Origin of the sequence: Methylobacterium cerastii, from assembly GCF_022179125.1 — a bacterium.
Lineage (GTDB): Bacteria > Pseudomonadota > Alphaproteobacteria > Rhizobiales > Beijerinckiaceae > Methylobacterium > Methylobacterium cerastii.
Genome location: NZ_BPQG01000025.1, coordinates 80,501 through 99,670 on the forward strand (window position 1 = coordinate 80,501; position 19,170 = coordinate 99,670).

A 19,170-nucleotide genomic window follows, 5' to 3' on the forward strand; every position below is an offset into this window, starting at 1 on the left:
GAAGGCGGCTTACGCGTCGGTGCCGAGGCGGGCCGAACGGGCCGGGCCGGGCGGGGTGGCGCTCGGCGGCGCCTGCTGCGCGACGCTCGGCGGTGCGTCCTGGCCGCGGCCCGGCACGACGACGAGGCGCTGGATCTCGCCCCGCAGGTAGGCCTGCAGGAACGCCTGGTAGTCCTTGAACGAGACGCAGCCGTTCGAGGCGCCGGTCGGCCCGAGCATGTAGGTGTGGGCGAGGAGGCCGACCCGGCCGTAGACCGCACCGCTGCCGCCGACGGGGGTGAGGCGGATCGCGCGGACGCCGTGGAACAGGTCCTCCCGCTCGGTGAGGTCGTAGGTGCCGGGCGGCGTCGCGCCCCGCATGCGCACGTGGGCGTTGCGCGGGTCGTCCATGATCTCGCCGAGGCCGGAATGCGCTTCCAGCTTCGTGCCGTTGGGCAGCGTCACGATGCGCGCGCTGATGTCGTAGACGGCGACCGCCGCCGGGTCGGGGTTCGCCGGGGGCACGATCCGCTGCCGCGGCAGGGTCGCGGGCGACGGCGTCTCGAGGGCGGCGTAGGCCATGGCCGGCGTCGACGTGCGCTCGATCCCGAAGAACTTTTCCAGGAAGTTGCGGTCGTCGGGGGCGGGCGCCGGGATCGCCGCGGTCCGGGTGCGGCGCGACGCCTGCCTGTCGGCGCGGCGCGTCGTCTCGGTGCCGGCCGGGCGCCGGAGTTCGGGCGGGCGCGGCACCGGCAGCGGCACCGTCTGCGCCGGAAGGCCGGGCGTCGCTGGGGACGGGTCCTGCGGGGCCGGCTCCTGCTGCGCGAACGGGGTGGGGGACGCCTGCTCGGGCGATGTTTGCTCGGACGGGGCCTGCGGCCGCCCGGCGGACCAGTCGGGGAAGGCTTCGAGCAGCGCTTCGCGCCAGCGCTGCCGGGCCTCCGCGCCGAGCGTCGGAGCCGGCTCCTCCGCCGCTTCGCTCGTTACCGGATCCGTCGAGGCGACCAGCGCCTCGGTGATTGTCGGCCCGCGCGGCAGGCCGCCGAGGACGACGCTCCCGGAGACCAGGGCGGCGACCGCCGCGACCGATGCCGCCCTCAGGGCGAGGCGCCGAAGGCCGGCGTTCGAACGATGGCGTTGCGCCGGGAACAGCTCTTGGGCGGAAGGGGCTTCTGCGAGGGGGTCTCGAACCATGAGGACGGCGCCCGTTTCGATACGGATGCCGTCGATCCCGAGCCGCTGTCGCCGGACGCGTCCGTGCGTGCGGTCGGACCGGCACCCTCCCGGCCCGATCGGCCGAGAGGGCAAAAGGCCCAGCCCGCCCGGCTTTTCCGGGGCGGGATTATGGTTGACCGAGGATGAATCGTGGCGGTTCTCGGCCCTGATTCATCGCTTCGGCGGTGCGATCAGGCGCTGGTCCTATTCGCCGTCGATCTGCCGGCCCATCTGCGCGATCGCGCGCTGGTACACCGTGGCGGCGTTCCAGCCCTGGAGCGCAGCGAAGTTCGGCTCGCCGGGCTGGTAGCCGGCCCCGGCCTGCCAGCCGTGGCCCTTCAGGAAATTCGCGGTGGAGCTGAGCGCCGCGCCGACGTTGTTGAGGTCGCCGGTCCCGTAGGTCAGCACGTTCTTCGGCAGGAACTGGGTGTGCCCGACCTCGCCATGCGCCGCGCCGCGGGTGCTGGACGAGAGCATGCCGCGATCGACGAGGGTGAGCGCCGCATAGAGCTGGTCGGTGAAGTAGGCCGAGCGGCGGCAATCGTAGGCCAGCGTCGCCACCGCCGACAGCGTGTTGACGTTGCCGCGCACGGCGCCGAACCCGGTCTCCATGCCCCAGATCGCCAGGAGCGGCCCTGGGGGGACGCCGTAGCGCTGCTCGATCTGCGCGAACAGGGCCGCGTTCTGGCGCTTCAGCGCCCGCCCACGGGAGACGATCGTGGTCGCGCCGCGTTTGGCCAGGAACTGGTCGAGCGAGAGCTTGAAGCTTTTCTGGCCGCGATCGGCCGAGATGGTGGCCGTGGAATAGTTGGTCTCGCGGAGCGCCGCGAGGCTCGCGGCGCTGGCGCGGCCCTGGGCCTCCTGGGCGAACTGAGACTTCCAGGCCTCGAAGCCGGCGGCCGAGTTGCCGCATTGGGCCGCCTCGGCGCCTCCGGCGAGACAGGCGAGCGCCACCGCGGCGACGGCCGCCAGTGTGCTGCGGCGCTTGGTGTCGGTCACGGAGATCTCCATCGCAAAGGCGGGGTCGGGCTGGGAAACGCGGCACGGTTCGGCCAGAACGGCACCGGGCCGGCTTTCCGGATTGTGGCTCGCTATGTAGCGGGCGATGCCGCCGGACATAACCCCAGGTTCGCCACCGAGGACAAGTTCATGAAGGTTGTTGCAGATCTGTGCATCGTGCCGATGGGCGTCGGCCCCTCGGTGTCGTCCTACGTCCGCGAGATCAAGGCGATCCTGGAGACGAGCGGGCTGAACGCCGAGATGCACGCCAACGGCACCAACATCGAGGGCGAGCTCGCCGACATCTGCCGCCTGATCGAGCTGTGCGAGGCGCGCCTGACCGAGCTCGGCGTGCAGCGCGTGTTCTTCACGATGGCGTTCTCGTCGCGCCGGGACAAGGCGCAGACGATGGCCGACAAGCTGACCGCGGTGTCGTAGCCCGGTCCGGACTTCCTCGCTCAGAGGTAGTGGCGAAATACCGTCTGGCCCACCGTGGTCTCGTGCTCCGCCGACATCAGGTCGGCCAGGCAGCGATAGGCCAGGAGCAGCCCGCCGGCGAAGGCGGCGAGCGCCAGGAGGAGGGGGCTCGCCAGGGGCGTCGCGGCGAAGGCGAGGGCCACGAGGACGACGGGAAGGTGCAGGAGCCGGGTCGCGGTCGTCATGTGTGCTGCCTCGCCGTCGTCAGGTCACCGATCGCACCGACGGTTAAGCACCGCGGATTGCACGAATGTTTCCTGCGCCCGACACTGCCGCGGCGTGGTGCTCCAGCGCACCTTGGCGCTCCGCGATCGGCACTTTCCTGCCGATCGCGGAACGCCGACGGCGTTGCGATCCCTACTCGTCGTCGTCCGGCTCGCCGCGATAGCGCCGGCGCGGCGCGTCGTATTCCTCCGATCGACGCGTCGGACGGTCGTAGTCGCGGTCGCGCCCGCGGTAGCCCGAGCGGTCGTCCGCGCCGTAGCCGCCGTATCCCCCGGAATTGCCGCGGCGGTTGTCGACGAGTTTCGGCGCATACCAGCAGCTCTTGCGTTGGCCGGGCGCGGGATCGCCGAAGGTCTGGGTGTTGCAGGCGATGACGCCGCCCTGCGGGAACGGGCGGCCGTTGGTCTTGCCCGGCACGCCATAATACACGTTCGTCGGATGCGGCATCCGGCAAACGCCGCCCTCCTGCGCACAGGGGATCGTGTTCACGGTATCGAGCTGCGCCTGGGCCGGCGAGACGCCGGCCGCGAGGAGCCACACGGCTCCCACGACGATGCCCGCCGGAGCGGTGTTTGCCTTGCGCACGCTATGTCCTCCCTCTTCGGTCGACGGACTTGCCGGTGCCGAGTCGGCGGCCTGCCTACCACACCGCGCTGCCGACGCGCACTGGCCGACGAGAGGCGTGCTCCGACGGAAGCGGATGGCGGATCCGACGCGATCGATGGAAGCTGGGTTGAAAGTCGAGTGCCGAGCGAACGCGAGACGATCAGCGGTTCGTGGCGGAGGGAGCGGGATTCGAACCCGCGATACCGTTTCCGGTATACACACTTTCCAGGCGTGCGCCTTCAACCACTCGGCCACCCCTCCGGACCCGGTGGAGGGCCGCGCCCCGCTTTAGGCGGGCGGCGGACGGTTCGACCGGGTGGCGTGCTGTACCCGCCGCGTCGCCCGCGTGCAAGCGGCTTGACCGTTCGGGCTCACGAGCGCGTGCGGCGGGAGGCGATCGAGGTCGCGGCGAGAGCGAGGACGGTGCCGAGCATCGCCGCGCCGCCCTTCACCAGGAAGTCGGAAAGGCGGCCGTGGCGGGTCAGGGTCAGGCCCTGCCCGAGTTCGAGGATCGCGGCGAGGGCGACGACGCCGGCGAGCACCACCGGCCAGCGGCGCGGGTAGGCGAGGACGAACAGCATCCCGAGCGCGCCGTAGGCCAGCGCCCGCTCGACGTTGGCGGGTGCCACGGAGGGCCGCAGACCGATCGGCGACAGGGTGACGAAGACGAGCGCGGCCACCACGAGCCAAGCCGTGACGCGAAAGAACGGTTGCATCGGTCCCTGTCGCCCGAGACCGGCACACTGGTCAATCATGCCGTTCGATGCAGGCGCGGAACCTTCAGTCGGTCGCCTCCGGCGTCAGAACCAGGATCGCGTGGTGAAGGAGTAGTCGACCTTCAGGCCGAACAGGAACTGGTTCGGGTCGCCGAACGGGCGCCGCACCAGGGGGCTGTCGCCGGAGGAGCCGAGGATGCGGGTGTAGCCGGCGTAGCCGGTATAGGCCCACGTCGCGTCCTGGGTGTAGGTGACGGCGCCGAGCACGCCCGCCGAGAAGAAGCTGCCCGGATCGTAGGCGGTGACCCGGCCGTTCGCGATGGCTTCGTCGGCGGTGACGCCGAAGTATTTGCGCGCGTACGACGCGTCGCCGATGTTCAGGCGCGGCCCGATCGAGAACTGGAACTGGTCGACCGGCAGGATGTAGTCCGCCCCGACCGAGCCGACGGTGCCGTGGTGGCCGTACACGCCCTGCCGCACTTCGACCCGGGTGCGGATCGACGGAATCGGAAAGAACTCGATGAACAGGCCGGGCTCGACGGCGAAGCGCGCGTCCCGGAAGCCGAAGAGGTGGCGGCGGTCGTCGCCGTAATAGCGGCCCGGCACGAAGCGCGCGGTCGGGCCGATGCGGAACACGGCGTTGTCGTAGAGCGAGAAGCTGAATCCGTCGTCCGGCGCGGCGAAGCGGCGGGGCTCGCCGGCCCGGCGCACGTCGATCGCCGGGTAGCCGATGACCGTGTAGTCCTCGGAGCCGGGATAGCGCGGCGTGAACTGCAGGTTGCCCGTCAGCGTGACGACCCAGGTGTCCGGGTCGACCTGCGAGAAGCTCGGCACCGCTCGCGGCATGATCGCCCCGAGGTCGGCGGCGAGCGCCGTCCCACCGAGCAGCACGGCCAACAGGCCGGCAGAAATGCCGAGGGAGGCCGCATGCGGCTTCGAGGCGACGGAGGCCGCATGCGGCTTCGAGGAAGGGCGAACCGCATTGCTCATGACCGATCTTATAGACATGCCGGCCCCTGCTTCGCCCGCGTTTCATCCTCTCGCGACCGCAAAAAAACGGATTGTGTCCGCGCCGCAACGAACCGGCCCAGCTTGCGTGAAATGCGTCCGCAGCGTCCCGGTCCCGGGCCGTTGCGATCAGGCCGCGAGCAAGGGCGGCGGCCGTCGCGAGACCCAGTTGGTGGCCGCGTCGTAGGCCGCGCCGAGACGCAGGCAGTCCAATTCGCCGTGGTTGCGGCCGACGACCTGGATGCCGGTCGGCAGGCCGCCGGGGCCGAAGCCGGCCGGGACGTTGAGGGCCGGCAGGCCGCTCATGGTCGCCGGGATCACCACCTGCATCCAGCGGTGGTAGGTGTCCATCGCGCGCCCGCCGACCTGCTTCGGCCAGTCGGCTTCGATCGCGAAGGGGAAGACCTGCGCGCTCGGCATCACCAGAAAGTCGAAGCGCTCCATGAAGAGGCGCACGGTCTCGTACCAGGCGGTGCGGGTCTCCTGCGCCATCCGCACCGCGTCGGCGGTGAGCGCCATGCCCTGCTCCACCTCCCAGACGGCCTCCGGCTTGAGCAGGGCCCGGTGCGCCGGGTCCTCGTAGAGCGGATGCAGGGTCGCCGCGTTGGCGCAGGCGCGCAGCAGCACGTAGGCGCGCCACAGCCGCTCCATGTCGAAGGCCGGGACGGCGTGTTCGACGCGGCAGCCGACCACCTCGAAGGCGGACAGTGCGGCGACGCCGAGGTCGAGCACGCCGGGCTCGAAGGGGATCTGGCCGCCGAAGTCGCCGAGCCACGCGATCCGGGTGCCGGAGACGTCGCGCTTCAGGTCCTCGGCGAAGATGCCTGGGTCCTGCGGGATCGAGTACGGCACGCGCGGGTCGGCGCCGGCCTGCACCGACAGCATCAGGCCGATGTCGGCCGGCGAGCGGCCGATCGCGCCGGAGACGCCGAAGCCCGGCGCGAACACGTCCGGCGTCGCGATCGGGATGCGGCCGTAGCAGGTGCGAAGGCCGAACAGGTTGTTGAAGGCCGGCGGGTTGCGCAGGCTGCCGGCGTGGTCGCTGCCGTCGGCCACCGGCTGCATCCGCAAAGCCACCGACACCGCGGCGCCCCCGCTCGAACCGCCGGCGGACTTGCGTTGGTCGTAGGCGTTCGCGGTGGCGCCGTGGACCGGGTTGTAGGTGTGCGAGCCGAGGCCGAATTCCGGGATGTTGGTCTTGCCGGTGAAGACCACGCCGCCGCAGCGAAACCGCCCGGCCATGATCGAGTCGGCCGGCGCGATCCGGTGGCGGAAGATCGGCGAGCCCTGCGAGAACGGCAGGCCGCGTACCGGATCGAAATCCTTCACCGCCAGCGGAAAGCCATGGAGCGGGCCGGCGCTCTCGCCGCGGGCGAGGCGCGCGTCGCGCTCGGCGGCTTCCGCGAGGAGCTGGACCGGGTCCTGAAGCGCGACGATCGCGTTCACCGCTGGGTTGTACCGCGCGATCTGCGCGAGGGTGGCGCGCATGACCTCGACGCAGGACACCGTCCTGGCATGGATCGCGGCCGAGAGCGCCACGGCGCTCATCTCCAGGATGTCGGAGGGGAGGGCTGACGCGGTCATGCGGTCTCCACCGCGCAGAATGGCAAGGGGCAGCACGGCATGTAGGCGCTCAGGTCAGCCGGCGTTCCTGATAGGCGTGGCAGGCGACGCCCTCGATCAGCGCCGGCACTTCGGCGCGGCAGCGGTCGTTGGCGAAGGGGCAGCGCGGGTTGAAGCTGCAACCCGGCGGCGGGTCGATCGGGTTGGGGATCTCGCCGGAGACCGGCGTGCGCTGCCGCCCGGTGAGGCCGATATCGGGCACCGCGTCGAGCAGCATCCGCGTGTAGGGGTGCTTGGGGCGCGTGAACAGCTCGCGCCCGCCGCCGATCTCGACCACGCGGCCGAGATACATCACGCCGATGCGCGTCGCCATGTGGCGCACCACGGCGAGGTTGTGGCTGATGAACAGGTAGGTCAGCCCGAGCCGGTCCTGCAGGTCGCGCATCAGGTTCAGGATCTGCGCCTGCACCGAGACGTCGAGGGCCGAGGTCGGCTCGTCGCCGACGAGGAACTCGGCCTCCGAGGCGAGCGCGCGGGCGATGGCGACGCGCTGGCGCTGGCCGCCGGAGAATTCGTGCGGGTACTTCACCCGGTCGTCGGGATGCAGGCCGACGAGGGTGAGCAATTCGCCGACGCGGGCGGCGATGGCCGCCTCGCCCTGGATCAGGTCGAAGGCGCGGATCGGCTCGGCGACGATCTTGCCCACCCGCCAGCGCGGGTTCATCGAGGCGTAGGGGTCCTGGAACACCATCTGGATGCGCCGTCGCAGCTGGCGGCGGGCCGCGCCTTGCGCCGGATCGGTCATCGAGACGCCGGTGATGCGCACGTCGCCCGCGCTCGGCGGCAGCAGCCCGACCACCATCCGCGCCACGGTCGACTTGCCGGAGCCGGATTCGCCGACGAGGGCGAAGGTCTCGCCGCGCTGGATCGTGAAGCCGACGCCGTCGACCGCCTTCAGCCACTGCTTCGGCTTCCGTTCGATCATCCGGTTGAGCCAGGGCTTCGAGACGTCGAACAGCCGCCGCAGGCCCTCGACCTCGACGTAAGGGGTGGGCCCGCTCATGCCGCCACCTCGGCGCGATCGTAGAGATGGCAGGCGACGCGGTGCTCGCCGACCGGGATCGGGTCGGGCCGCTCCACGCGGCAGCGGACGAAGACCTTCGGGCAGCGCGGGTTGAAGGCGCAGCCGGGGGGAATCGCCGTCAGGCGCGGCATCGCGCCCGGGATCTGGGCGAGGCGCCCGGTGTCCTGGGTCAGCGTCGGGATCGCGCCCATCAGGCCCTTGGCATAGGGGTGGAGCGGGTCGCCGACGACGGCGCGGACCGGGCCGATCTCGGCGACGCGACCCGAATACATCACCGCGACGCGGTCGGCAGCCTCCGCGATCACGCCCATGTCGTGGGTCACCAGCATCACCGCGGTGCCGTGGTCGCGGCCGAGGCGCTTGAGCAGGGTGATGATCTGCGCCTGCACCGAGACGTCGAGCGCCGTCGTGGGCTCGTCGGCGATGATCAGTTCGGGCTCGGCCGCGAGCGCGAGCGCGATCACCACGCGCTGGCGCATGCCGCCGGAGAACTCGTGCGGGTAGCCGTCGATCCGCCGCTCGGGCGCCGGGATGCCGACCTCGGCGAGGAGGTCGATCGCCCGCGTCCGCGCGGCCTTGGCCGAGAGGTCGGTATGGGTCTGCACGGTCTCGATGATCTGGCGGCCGATGCGGTAGAGCGGGTTGAGGCTCGTCAGCGGGTCCTGGAAGATCATGCCGATGCGCCGGCCGCGGATGCGCCGCATCTTTTCCGGCGGCAGGTTGTCGATGCGCTCGCCCCCGAGCCGGATCTCGCCGCCGGCGATCCGGCCGGGCGGGTCGATCAACCCGATCACCGCAGCGCCGGTGACGGATTTCCCGGCGCCGGACTCGCCGACGACGCCCAAGATTTCGCCCCGCGCGATGTCGAAGGACACGCCGTCGATCGCCTTGAGGACGCCGCGGCGCGTCGCGAACTCGACGCGCAGGTCGCGGACGGAGAGGACTGGCTCTGTCATTGCAGCTTCGGGTTCAGCGCGTCGCGGAGCCAGTCGCCGAGCAGGTTGATCGCCAGCACCAGCCCGGCGAGCGCCAGGCCGGGGAAGGCGACGATCCACCACTCGCCGGAGAACAGGAAGCGGTTGCCGGTGCGGATCAGGGTGCCGAGCGACGGCATGGTCTCGGGGAGGCCGGTGCCGAGGAACGACAGGGTCGCCTCGGTGATGATCGCCAGCGCGAGGTTGATCGTGGCGATGACGAAGACCGGCCCGAGCACGTTCGGCAGGACGTGGCGGACCATGATCACCGGCGAGGACAGGCCGATCAGGCGCCCGGCCTGGACGTAGTCCTTGTTCTTCTCGACCAACACCGAGGAGCGCACGGTGCGGGCGTACTGGACCCAGAACGACAGTCCGATCGAGACCACGATCAGCCCGATCGTCGCGTTGGTGTCGAGCCCGCCGCCGGCCGCGGCCTTGGCGACGCCGTCGACGACGAGGGCGATCAGGATTGCCGGGAAGGTGAGCTGCACGTCGGCGACGCGCATGATGAGCGTGTCGACGAATCCGCCGAAATAGCCCGCGATCAGCCCGAGCGCGGCGCCGAGGGTGCCCGAGACGAGGACGCCGAGCAGGCCGACGACGAGCGAGAGGCGCAAGCCGTAGAACACCGCCGAGAGGACGTCGCGCCCCTGGTCGTCGGTGCCCACGAGGAACGGGGATTGGCCGTCGGGACTCCAGATCGGCGGAAGGTTGGAGTTGATCAGGTCGAGTTGCGCTGGATCGTAGGGGTTCTGCGGCGAGATCCACGGGGCGGCGATGGCGAGCGCGAAGAACAGCACCGTGACGGCGAGCGCCGCCATCGCGAGCTTCGAGCGGCGGAAGCTCGCGAACACGTCGGAATCGAGGAACTTGGCCCAGCGCGAAGGCGGCGTCGCGGAAGCGAGGCTCATGCGGTGCGCCCCGCAAGTCGCAGGCGCGGGTCGACGATGGTGTAGAGCACGTCGACGGCGAGGTTGATCGCCACGAAGATCGCCGCAACGAGCAGCAGGTAGGCGGCCATGATCGGGATGTCGACGTTCTGCACCGCCTGCACGAACAGCAGCCCCATGCCCGGCCACTGGAACACCGTCTCGGTGATGATCGAGAAGGCGATCACCGAACCGAGCTGCAGCCCGGCGATGGTGATGACCGGGACCAGCGTGTTCTTCAGCGCGTGCCCGAAATGGATCGCGCGGGTGGTGAGGCCGCGGGCGCGGGCGAAGCGGATGTAGTCGGCGCGCAGCACCTCCAGCATCTCGGCGCGGACGAGGCGCATGATCAGGGTCATCTGGAACAGCCCCAGGGTGATCGCGGGCAGGATCAGGGCGCGAAGCCCCGAGACCGTCAGGAAGCCGGTGGTCCACCAGCCGAGCCGCACCGTGTCGCCGCGACCGAAGGAAGGGAGCCAGCCGAGCGTCACCGAGAACAGGAAGATCAGCAGGATGCCGATCAGGAAGGTCGGCAGGCTGACGCCCGCGAGCGAGACCGCGAGGAACAGCTTGGCCAGCACCGTCTCGCGGTGGAGCGCGCAGTAGACGCCCATGAGGATGCCGACGACGAGCGCGAAGACCGTCGCGCACAAAGCCAGCTCGAGGGTCGCGGGCATCCGCTCCGCCAGCAGGTGCGAGACCGGCTGGCGGAACTGGTACGAGATCCCGAAATCGCCCCGCAGCACGTTGGCGGCGTAGCGGGCCGCCTGCACCGCCGTGGAATCGTCGAGGCCGAGGCTCTTGCGAATCTCGGTGCGCTCGGAGACCGGCGTGTCGACGCCGACGATCTGGTTCACGGGGTCGCCCGCGAACCGGAACATCGAGAAGGCGATCAGCCCGACGACGGCGAGCACCACGACCGATTGCAGAAGGCGGCGGAGGATGAAGGCTAGCATGGGTTCAACCCTCCACGCCCCGCCTCACGGCTGCTTCGATACCCAGTAGAGCAGCAGCAGGTTGTCGGGCCGCTGGGTCAGCGTCACCTTCTTCGAGACGCCCCAGGCCAAGGCCTGCTGGTGCAGCGGGATCACGGCCCAATCCTTCTGCAGGATCTCGAAGCCGTCCATGATCTCCTGGTCGCGCTTGGCCGGGTCGGTCTCGCCCTCGACCTGGTCGGCGATGGCGTCGAGCTTGGTGTTGCAGTAGCCGCCGAGGTTCCAGCCGCCGCGGCTCGACTTCGGATCGGTACGGCAGCCGACCATCTCGTAGAGGATGTTGTGGCTGTCCTGCGAGGAGGGCGTCCAGCCCAGCAGGTAGAACGAGGTGTCGTAGTTCGGCGCCAAAACCTTGGCGAAGTACTTGGCCTTCGGCTGGGCGTTGAGGTTCACCTTGACGCCGACGCGGGCGAGCATCGAGACCACCGCCTGGCAGATCGCCTCGTCGTTGACGTAGCGGTCGTTCGGGCAATCCATCGGCACGGTGAAGCCGTCCGGGTAGCCCGCCTCGGCGAGCAGCGCCTTGGCCTTCTTGGCGTCGGTCGCCGGGCGCTTGAACTCGGCCGAGCGGGCGTAGAGCGAGGGCGCGATCATCAGCGCGCTCGGCGTCGCCTGCCCGCGCATGACGCGCTTGGCGATCGTGTCCTCGTCGATGGCGAGGTACATCGCCTCGCGCACGCGCACGTCCTTGAACGGGTTCTTGCCCTTGACGCTCGAATCCTTAAGCTCGTCTCGGACCTGATCCATCCCGAGGAAGATCGTGCGCAGCTCTGGCCCGGTCATCACCGTGGCGGTGCCGCTGGCGTTGACGCGCTGCTGGTCCTGCAGCGGCACCGGGTCGATCCAGTCGACCTCGCCGCCGATCAGTGCCGCGACGCGGGTCGCGTCGTTCGAGATGGTCGTGAACACCGCCTCGTCGAGGTTCGACTCGACCTTGCCCCAGTAGCCGGGGAACTTCTTGAACACCGTGCGGACGCCGGGCTGATGCTCGGTGATCACGAACGGGCCGGTGCCGTTCTCGTGCAGGGTCGCATAGCTCGGGGCCGACGCGCTGACGGGGGAGGGCGCGACGGCGCCGTTCTTCTCCGCCCAAGCCTTCGACATGATGTACCAGGTCGAGAACTGGTACAGCGCGATCGGGTTCGGCTTCGACAGCACCATGTCGACGGTGTGGTCGTCGACCTTCACGAACTTGGCGTCCGAGGGGATGTTGGTGGTGAAGCTCGATCCCGAAGCGCGCACCCGGTCGGCGGAGAACAGCACGTCGTCGGCGGTGAAGGGCGAGCCGTCGTGAAATTTCACGTTCTTGCGCAGGTGGAAGCGCCAGCGCGTCGGCTCCGGCGTCTCCCAGGATTCGGCCAGGCCGGGGGCGAGGTTCAGGTCTTTGTCGCGGGTGATCAGCGCGTCGTAGACCGCGGCGTGCATGCCGATCGTGAAGCTTTCCTTCAGCGAATACGGGTCCAAGGACTTGATGTCGCCTTGGAAGGCGAAGCGGAAGACGTTCGCGGCCTGAGCCGGCGCCATCCCGAGCGCGATGGCGAGGCTGGTGGCCGCCGCCAACGTCCGGATCCGTGAAATCGACAAACGCAACTCCCTCAAGCGATGGGCATCGGCAGGATCGACCCACTCTGGATGCCTAGGAAAATAGAGCCGGGTCAACCGTCCGTCGTATCATTCCGGGTGATCCGTCATCCGCGCGCCGTCGTCGACGGCGTATGCAGGGATCGCAACCCCCTATGCGGGACTCGTGCCACCGGGTGCGCCGATTCCGTGACGGCGCGAGCGCACGATCCGTGCATGACCTCGGAACCGGTCTCGACTCCTCGCGCGACGTCGGTCAGGGCTGTATTCCGAGCGCCGTCTTCGGCGACGGTGGAGGTTGTCTTGAAGAACATCGTTTTGATGACGGCGGTCGTCGCCGGTCTGTTGGTCGGCACAACATCGGGTGCGCTCGCCAAGCCGTTCGAGCTACCTGATGCCAAGCCGATCGTGACCATCGACCTGCCGAATGCGTGGTCACCTGAGGAGATCGACAAGGGCGCCCAGGCGACGTCGCCGGATGCTTCTATCTACGTCGCCTTCGAGGTCCAGAACCTGAAGAACCTCGAGAACGCCATCGTCGAGGGAGTGAAGTTCTTCGCCGAGAGCGGCGTGAAGATCGATCCGAAGTCGCAGAAGAAGACCGAGGCCAAGGTCAACGGCTTCGACGTGGTCGACCTCGGCTGGGACGGCGTCGACAAGGACGGCCCGACCAAGGTGAGCCTGTCGATCATCATCCTGTCCGAGACCAAGGTCGGCATGCTGTCGTATTGGGGATCGCCCGCCGGCGAGAAGAAGTACGCCTCGCAGCTCAAGGCGATCGCTGAGAGCATCCAGCCGCTCGGCCGGTAGGCCGACAGCGCCCGACGGGACAAGCCTTCGCGGCTGGTCCGGTCAGGCGCCGCCGCAGAGGTGCTGTGAATCGGCGAGCGTCCAGGATTCCTGCGTGCGCAGGTTGGTCGTCGTGTAGACCTTTCCTCGGTCGTCGCCCTCGGGGCATCCCTTCGGAACCGAGACCAGGCAGGTTCTGACCGGGTCGCCGACGCGGGCGTTCGCGACCTCGGGGACGAATTGATAGGACACGCCGTAGACGCCGTTCTTGAGCACCACGCCGGTGCCGTCGTCGGCGTCCTTGCTCTTCGGCCGCACGAGCGTGTCGCCGAAGCGCGTCCCGATCGCGGTGATGACCGTCGTGGCGCACGCGCCGACCCGCTTCGGCATGGTATCGGCGACCGGAGTCGTCTCGGCGATGCCGGGTCCGGCGAGCAGTGCCGCGGTTGCGAGGCCGATGGCGAGGGGCGTGCGCATTCCGGCAGCGTACCGGCCGCGCTCCCGTTGTCCAACGGTCTCGAAATTCTCGGCGTCAGTGCGCGGGCGCGACGACCAGGGGCTCGGTCTCGTCCTCGTCGGCCTCGATTTCGGCATCCGCCTCGGTCTCGTGCCCGGTGAGGCCGCCGGCCTCGGCGAGGCCCTTGGCGGCCTTGCGCAACAGCTTGCGCAGGCGGCGGCGCTCCTTGCCGTCGAAGCCGGAGAGCAATTCCGCCTCGACGGCGTCCCAGATGCCCTCGATCGCCTCGGCCTTGGCCAGCCCTGCCTCGGTGAGGCGCACGCGAACGATGCGCCCGTCTCCGGCTTCCGCCCGGCGCTCCACGAAGCCGAGGGCGGCCAGCCGCGAGATCGTCTTCGATGCGGTCGGCGGACGCACGCGCAACGTGGCCGCGAGGTCGCCCATCGTCATGGTGCCCGACGCCGCCAGCACCTGCACCACCTGCTCCTGGCCGGCGAAGAGATCGAGGGTCGCGAGCCGGTCGCCGATTCGAGCCCGATGCAGCCGCGCGGCCTGGACAAGCGCCCACCCGACGCTCTTGGCGCCCGGCGGCTTGGCTCCGACGCGCTTGGTCTCCGCAGTTTTCGCGCTCGGCGCATCGACGGCGGAAGCCTCGACGATGGGCGCCACCTCGCTGGGGCGGCCCTTCCGCTTGGCTCGCGGCGCGTCGGCGGCGTGCCGCTCGTCCTTCCGGTTCTTCGCCTTGCCGTTCACGGGCAGTCCCGGGTTGTCGATGACCGGCGCGGCTGCCGGTATCTCATCCGCCGCTGACATCCCATACCCCGCACAACACGACCGAACACGCCGAAAGTCCGGCCCCGCGCGGGGGCCGACATCGTTCTCGGTCGGCTGTGCCTCGGGCGTGTGAAGCTGGGATGACGGTGGCGGCGGCGATCCCCCGCTCAGCAGGGCATCAGGCGGCGGAGCTGGTCGAGGATGTCCTCGCCGCTGCACGGGCGGGCGATGAAGTGCGCGCCCTCCGGCATCCGCGCCGGGTCCGGCGCGGCGCGGCCCGAGACGATGAGGATCGGCAGCTTGGGCCGTGCCTCGGCGACCGAGCTGGCGAGGTCGAAGCCGTTGGCCTTGCCGGACAGCTCCACGTCGGTGACGAGGCCGCAGATGTCCGGCCGCGCTTGCAGGATGCTCATCGCCCGCTCGGCCGAGGCGCATTGCACCGTCTCGTAGCCGCCCCCCTCGAGCACGTCGCCGAGGTCCATGATGGTCAGCGCCTCGTCCTCGACGAGCAGGATCACGGGCCGGTCTTCCTGGGGACTCGTCTGCTCGCTCGTCACGATGTGCATCTCCAGCGTTTCGGTCCGGAGGCGCGGCCGGGACGCGCCCCCCGCCGCACCGTCGTTCTCGATGTCCAACGGCAGAAGGGCGTTCCGGTTGCAGTGCGAATCGGGGGTTGCCGACAGGTCGTCAGCCGGCCGTCGTCCCGACCGATCCGGCGACCGCGACCACGGCCTCGATCAGCTGGTCGAGGTCGCCGCGTTCGATGGTCAGGGCCGGCGTCAGGTAGACGATGTCGCCGAACGGGCGGACCCAGACGCCGCGCTCCACGAAGCGCGCCTTGAGGGCGCCGAGGTCCGGCGGCCGGGTGAACTGGACGGCGCCGATCGCGCCGAGCGTGCGCACCTCGGCGATGCCCGGCCGCCCGCGCAACGCTTCGAGGCCGTCGGCGAGGCGGGCGCCGATCGCTTGGGCCTGCTCCAGCCGCGGCTCGCTGGCGAACAGGTCGAGGCTGGCGTTGGCGGCCGCGCAGGCCAGCGGGTTGGCCATGAAGGTCGGTCCGTGCATCAGCGCGGCGCTCGCGTCGTCCGACCAGAACCCGGAGAACACCGCGTGCGTCGCGACCGTGGCGGCGAGCGCCATCGTCCCACCGGTCAGCGCCTTCGACAGGCACAGGATGTCGGGCACGATGCCGGCCTGCTCGCAGGCGAACAGCGTGCCGGTGCGGCCGAAACCGGTGAAGATCTCGTCGAGGATCAGCGGCAGGCCGTGCCGGCGCGCGAGGCGCGCGATCGTCGCCAGCACCTCGGGCGGATGCATCCGCATGCCGCCGGCACCCTGCACCAGCGGCTCGACGATCACCGCGGCGAGCTCGGTGCGGTGGCGCGCCAAGACGCCGTCGAGGGCGGCCGTCTCCGCTTCGGTCCGCGGCAGGTCACAGAAGACCTGGCTCGGCAGGAAGGCGCCGAAGCGGCGATGCATGCCCTCCTCGGGGTCGCAGACCGACATCGCGCCCATGGTGTCGCCGTGGTAGCCGCCGCGGAACGCGAGGATGCGGGTGCGCCCGGCCTCGCCGCGGTTCAGCCAGAGCTGCACCGCCATCTTCAACGCCACCTCGACCGCGACCGAACCGGAATCGGTGAAGAACACGTGGTTCAAATCGCCGGGCAGGAGGGCGGCGAGCCGGCTCGCCAGCCGCTCGGCCGGAGCGTGCGTCAGGCCGCCGAACATCACGTGCGGCATGGTGCCGAGCTGTCCAGCCACCGCGGCGGCGATGTGGGAATGATTGTAGCCGTGCACCGCCGTCCACCATGAGGCGATGCCGTCGACGAGCTCGCGCCCGTTTGCGAGCACGATGCGCGACCCGTGCGTGCGCACCGCCTCCAGCGGCGGCGCCGCTTGCTTCATCTGGGTGTAGGGCCGCCACAGGTGGGCGGCGCTCGGATCGTCCGTCGCCATGCGCCGATCGATGCTGGCCCGCGGCGCGCCGGTCAACCTCCGCGCGCGACTTGACTCACGGCGGCCCCGCGGCGCTTTGAGGCCGCATGTCGAGCCTCGAATCCTTCGCCCGCGACAAGCTCTCCGGCCTGGACGCTGCCGCGCTGCGCCGCCGCCTCGTGCCGACGACCCGCGCCGTCGACGCGATGGCGGAACGCGGCGCGCGCCGCCTGGTCTCGTTCTCGTGCAACGACTACCTCGGCCTGAGCCACGACCCGCGGGTGGTCGCGGCGGCGCAGCAGGCCGTCGCCGCCTACGGCGCCGGCGCCGGCGGATCGCGCCTGGTGACCGGCAACCATCCGCTGCTGATCGCCATCGAGGCCCGGCTCGCCGCGCACAAGGGCACCGAGGCCGCCCTGGTTTTCGGCAGCGGCTACCTCGCCAACCTTGGCATCACCCCGGCGCTGGTCGGCGCGGGCGACCTCATCCTCGTCGACGCGCTCGCCCACGCCTGCATGTGGGGCGGCGCGCGGATCTCGGGGGCGACGACCCTGACGTTCCGCCACAACGACGTCGCCGACCTCGGCCGGCTGCTCGCCGAGCATCGCGCGCGCCATCGCCGGGCGATGATCCTCACCGAGCGGGTGTTCAGCATGGACGGCGACCGTGCGCCGCTCGGCGACATCCTGGGGGTGGCCGAGGCTCATGACGCCTGGACCCTGGTGGACGACGCGCACGGGCTCGGCGTGGTCGAGGGCGGTCCGAAAGCGCCCTTGGAGATGGGCACCCTGTCGAAGTCGCTCGGCTCCTACGGCGGCTATCTCTGCGCCTCGCAGGCCGTGGTCGACCTGCTGACGAGCCGCGCCCGCAGCTTCGTCTACACCACCGGGCTACCGCCGGCCTCCGCGGCGGCCGCCCTCGAAGCCCTGGCGATCCTCGAGGTGGAGCCCGAGCGCGGCGCGAAACCCCTGGCGCTCGCCCGCCGCTTCACCGCACGCCTCGGGCTGCCGGAGGCCGAGAGCGCGGTGGTGCCGGTGATGGTCGGCGCGGCGCAGGATGCGCTGGCGCTCTCCGCGGCGCTCGAAGCGCGCGGTTTCCTCGTCGTGGCGATCCGGCCGCCGACCGTGCCCGACGGCACCGCGCGGCTGCGGGTGGCGTTCTCGGCGGCGCATGACGCGGCGCAGGTCGACGCGCTGGCCGACGCCATCCTCGCCCTGCGGCCGGCCTGACCGGAGCGAGAGCATTTTCGAGCGAGGTGGATGCCGGCTCGCGTGAAGAACATGCACTAGGACGCGAGGGCGGCCTGTCGCGGCGGGGCGCCCCACGGGTCGTCTGCGGCGCTGGCGCGCGAGCGCGCCACGATCTGGCGCGACATCCTGATCGTCTCCCCGAGGCGGTCGATCGATTCGGAGACCGCGGCCTTCAGGAGCGTCGCCCGCAGCATCTCGGCGCGCTGCCCCGCCTGAGAGACGGGAGGGCGGTACCGGCCGTTGCGCGGAGCCTTGTTCAGCATCTCCCGGAACGGCACGTCCATCAGCAGCGCGCCGCCCGCGTCCACGATCTCGAACGCGTAGGGCATCGGGTCGTAGCCGGAGCGTGCGAGGTCCGCCGAGATGTCGAGGATGGCGCGGCAGACGTCGAGGTAGACCGCATCGAGGCCGCTGAACTCCAGTCCGATCTCGTCGCGCTCGAAACCGCCCGGTCCATGAAGATGGCAGTAAAAGTACGGCATTTGCGAAAGTGTGACAGATTTCGCGACCCAGCGCATCCGGTTTGTTTTCGCAGCCGCTAACACAGGTGGTTTGCGCGCACGTGCATAAAGCATACGATGCGCGCCGTCGCGGCCTTGCAACGAAAAACGCCGCGCTCTCGCGCGGCGTCGATCGCAGGAACGTGCGGCGGAAGCTCAGTTGAACAGCGAGCCGACGCCGCCCTGCACGCGGCCGAGGCCCTGGCGCGCGATCGGGTTGTTCGGGTCGATGGTCGAGGCGCGCTGGTAGTTCTCCATCGCCTCCTTCTTCCGGTTCGACTTCTCGTAGGCGAGGCCGCGATAGGCCCAGGAGGTCGCGTCCTTGTTGTCGACGTTGAGCGCGGCGTTGTAGTCCTCGATCGCCTTGTCGTATTTGTTCGTGGCGATCAGGCTCTGGCCGCGGGCGGCGTAGGGCGCGCTGACGAAGGGGTTGCGGTCGATCGCGGCGTCGAAGTCGCCGATGGCGGCGATGTCCTGGCCCTGCTTCTGCCGGACCAGGCCACGGGCGTGATACGCCTCGGCCGATTCGGGCATCAGGCGGATCGCGACGTTGAGGTCGCGCATCGCGCCTTCGAGGTCGCCCTGGGCGCGCAGCACGTTGGCGCGGCCGATATAGGCCGGGCCGTAATTCGGGTCGGAGGCGATCGCCTTGGTGAAATCCTGCAGCGCGGCGTCGTTGCGGCCGGTCTGGCGATAGGCCAGCGCGCGGTTGTTGTAGGCCGAGCCCGAATTCGGGTCGATCTGCACCGCCTTGGTGAAGTCGCCGATCGCGTCGTTGAACTGGCCCGCGCGGGCGTAGGCCGCGCCACGGGTGTTGTAGGCGGCGGCGTCGTTGGGGTTACGCTGCACCACCTCGGTCAGCGAAGCGATGTTGACGTTGGTCGCGCCCGTGGTGTCCGCCTCCAGCACGGCGAATTGCCGCGAGCCGGCAGCGCTTCCCACGGTCTCGCAGCCGGCGAGCCCCACGCTCGCGAGCGCCGCGAGGCCGAGCAGGGCCCGTTGTAACCGCACGCTGTCTGACGTCATCGCCCCATTCCCCTCGGCACGGTGCTCAAGCCTTCAGCACGCCCGAATCTCTGATCCACGCACCCCAAGCGGCGCGGCCGGCGCG

General features: G+C 70.3%; 21 protein-coding genes and 1 tRNA gene. 3 read left to right on the forward strand and 19 right to left on the reverse strand.

Annotated features, from left to right (window positions below):
* Positions 1-9: 9 nt before the first annotated feature.
* Both MFF13_RS08945 and MFF13_RS08950 read right to left on the reverse strand, forming a co-directional pair.
* Positions 10-1,173 carry a tlde1 domain-containing protein gene (locus MFF13_RS08945; protein ID WP_238271957.1) on the reverse strand — a complete coding sequence of 388 codons (1,164 nt, stop codon included), beginning with the start codon at positions 1,171-1,173 and terminating at the stop codon, positions 10-12.
* A 225-nt stretch (positions 1,174-1,398) separates the two neighbouring features.
* A complete protein-coding gene (locus MFF13_RS08950) occupies positions 1,399-2,193 on the reverse strand; it encodes a lytic murein transglycosylase (protein WP_373322501.1) in 795 nt (264 codons plus the stop codon).
* Positions 2,194-2,343: 150 nt separating this feature from the next.
* Here MFF13_RS08950 and MFF13_RS08955 point away from each other — a divergent pair, with 150 nt between their 5' ends.
* The gene (locus MFF13_RS08955) at positions 2,344-2,631 is read left to right on the forward strand and encodes an MTH1187 family thiamine-binding protein (RefSeq protein ID WP_147763851.1); all 288 of its coding nucleotides are present in this window, start codon (positions 2,344-2,346) and stop codon (positions 2,629-2,631) included.
* Between the two features lie 20 nt (positions 2,632-2,651).
* On the opposite strand, the gene MFF13_RS08960 is transcribed toward MFF13_RS08955, so the two are convergent.
* From MFF13_RS08960 to MFF13_RS09010, 11 genes are all read right to left on the reverse strand, one after another.
* Positions 2,652-2,855 carry a hypothetical protein gene (locus tag MFF13_RS08960; RefSeq protein WP_147763852.1) on the reverse strand — a complete coding sequence of 68 codons (204 nt, stop codon included), beginning with the start codon at positions 2,853-2,855 and terminating at the stop codon, positions 2,652-2,654.
* Between the two features lie 172 nt (positions 2,856-3,027).
* A complete protein-coding gene (locus tag MFF13_RS08965) occupies positions 3,028-3,480 on the reverse strand; it encodes a hypothetical protein (protein ID WP_238271959.1) in 453 nt (150 codons plus the stop codon).
* Between the two features lie 192 nt (positions 3,481-3,672).
* Positions 3,673-3,762, reverse strand: a tRNA-Ser gene (locus tag MFF13_RS08970).
* Positions 3,763-3,872: 110 nt separating this feature from the next.
* Positions 3,873-4,217, reverse strand: coding sequence for a hypothetical protein (locus MFF13_RS08975; RefSeq protein ID WP_147829312.1), 345 nt, complete (start codon positions 4,215-4,217; stop codon positions 3,873-3,875).
* A gap of 84 nt (positions 4,218-4,301) precedes the next feature.
* Positions 4,302-5,207 (reverse strand): MipA/OmpV family protein, encoded by a 906-nt coding sequence (locus MFF13_RS08980; RefSeq protein WP_147829310.1) that lies wholly within the window; start codon positions 5,205-5,207, stop codon positions 4,302-4,304.
* A 147-nt stretch (positions 5,208-5,354) separates the two neighbouring features.
* Positions 5,355-6,809, reverse strand: coding sequence for an amidase (locus MFF13_RS08985; RefSeq protein ID WP_238271961.1), 1,455 nt, complete (start codon positions 6,807-6,809; stop codon positions 5,355-5,357).
* 49 nt (positions 6,810-6,858) lie between these two features.
* Positions 6,859-7,851 carry an ABC transporter ATP-binding protein gene (locus MFF13_RS08990; RefSeq protein WP_147829305.1) on the reverse strand — a complete coding sequence of 331 codons (993 nt, stop codon included), beginning with the start codon at positions 7,849-7,851 and terminating at the stop codon, positions 6,859-6,861.
* The gene (locus MFF13_RS08995) at positions 7,848-8,828 is read right to left on the reverse strand and encodes an ABC transporter ATP-binding protein (RefSeq protein WP_238271963.1); all 981 of its coding nucleotides are present in this window, start codon (positions 8,826-8,828) and stop codon (positions 7,848-7,850) included. Before MFF13_RS08995 ends, MFF13_RS08990 begins: the two co-directional genes overlap by 4 nt.
* Entirely contained in the window at positions 8,825-9,760 is a 936-nt protein-coding gene (locus tag MFF13_RS09000) for an ABC transporter permease (protein ID WP_238271964.1), read from the reverse strand. The genes MFF13_RS08995 and MFF13_RS09000 overlap by 4 nt, the downstream gene beginning before the upstream one ends.
* The gene (locus MFF13_RS09005; protein ID WP_147751111.1) at positions 9,757-10,734 is read right to left on the reverse strand and encodes an ABC transporter permease; all 978 of its coding nucleotides are present in this window, start codon (positions 10,732-10,734) and stop codon (positions 9,757-9,759) included. The genes MFF13_RS09000 and MFF13_RS09005 overlap by 4 nt, the downstream gene beginning before the upstream one ends.
* Before the next feature lie 24 nt (positions 10,735-10,758).
* Positions 10,759-12,351 (reverse strand): ABC transporter substrate-binding protein, encoded by a 1,593-nt coding sequence (locus MFF13_RS09010; RefSeq protein WP_246686179.1) that lies wholly within the window; start codon positions 12,349-12,351, stop codon positions 10,759-10,761.
* 306 nt (positions 12,352-12,657) lie between these two features.
* Between MFF13_RS09010 and MFF13_RS09015 the strand changes: the two genes are divergently transcribed.
* A complete protein-coding gene (locus tag MFF13_RS09015) occupies positions 12,658-13,164 on the forward strand; it encodes a hypothetical protein (RefSeq protein WP_147764104.1) in 507 nt (168 codons plus the stop codon).
* Positions 13,165-13,206: 42 nt separating this feature from the next.
* Here the strand turns inward: MFF13_RS09015 and MFF13_RS09020 are convergent, their stop codons facing one another.
* The 4 genes from MFF13_RS09020 to MFF13_RS09035 all read right to left on the reverse strand — a co-directional run bounded on the left by MFF13_RS09020 (position 13,207) and on the right by MFF13_RS09035 (position 16,330).
* On the reverse strand, positions 13,207-13,620 hold the full coding sequence (locus tag MFF13_RS09020) for a hypothetical protein (RefSeq protein ID WP_147764103.1): 414 nt from the start codon (positions 13,618-13,620) through the stop codon (positions 13,207-13,209).
* A 55-nt stretch (positions 13,621-13,675) separates the two neighbouring features.
* Entirely contained in the window at positions 13,676-14,353 is a 678-nt protein-coding gene (locus MFF13_RS09025; protein ID WP_373322502.1) for a MarR family winged helix-turn-helix transcriptional regulator, read from the reverse strand.
* A 188-nt stretch (positions 14,354-14,541) separates the two neighbouring features.
* The gene (locus tag MFF13_RS09030; protein WP_147751108.1) at positions 14,542-14,940 is read right to left on the reverse strand and encodes a response regulator; all 399 of its coding nucleotides are present in this window, start codon (positions 14,938-14,940) and stop codon (positions 14,542-14,544) included.
* Positions 14,941-15,061: 121 nt separating this feature from the next.
* Entirely contained in the window at positions 15,062-16,330 is a 1,269-nt protein-coding gene (locus MFF13_RS09035) for an adenosylmethionine--8-amino-7-oxononanoate transaminase (protein ID WP_147764102.1), read from the reverse strand.
* A gap of 86 nt (positions 16,331-16,416) precedes the next feature.
* Here MFF13_RS09035 and MFF13_RS09040 point away from each other — a divergent pair, with 86 nt between their 5' ends.
* Positions 16,417-17,538 carry an aminotransferase class I/II-fold pyridoxal phosphate-dependent enzyme gene (locus MFF13_RS09040; RefSeq protein WP_147764101.1) on the forward strand — a complete coding sequence of 374 codons (1,122 nt, stop codon included), beginning with the start codon at positions 16,417-16,419 and terminating at the stop codon, positions 17,536-17,538.
* A gap of 56 nt (positions 17,539-17,594) precedes the next feature.
* On the opposite strand, the gene MFF13_RS09045 is transcribed toward MFF13_RS09040, so the two are convergent.
* Both MFF13_RS09045 and MFF13_RS09050 read right to left on the reverse strand, forming a co-directional pair.
* Positions 17,595-18,041, reverse strand: coding sequence for a DUF6894 family protein (locus MFF13_RS09045; RefSeq protein ID WP_147764100.1), 447 nt, complete (start codon positions 18,039-18,041; stop codon positions 17,595-17,597).
* A gap of 174 nt (positions 18,042-18,215) precedes the next feature.
* Positions 18,216-19,085, reverse strand: coding sequence for a tetratricopeptide repeat protein (locus MFF13_RS09050; protein WP_147764099.1), 870 nt, complete (start codon positions 19,083-19,085; stop codon positions 18,216-18,218).
* Positions 19,086-19,170 lie beyond the last annotated feature (85 nt).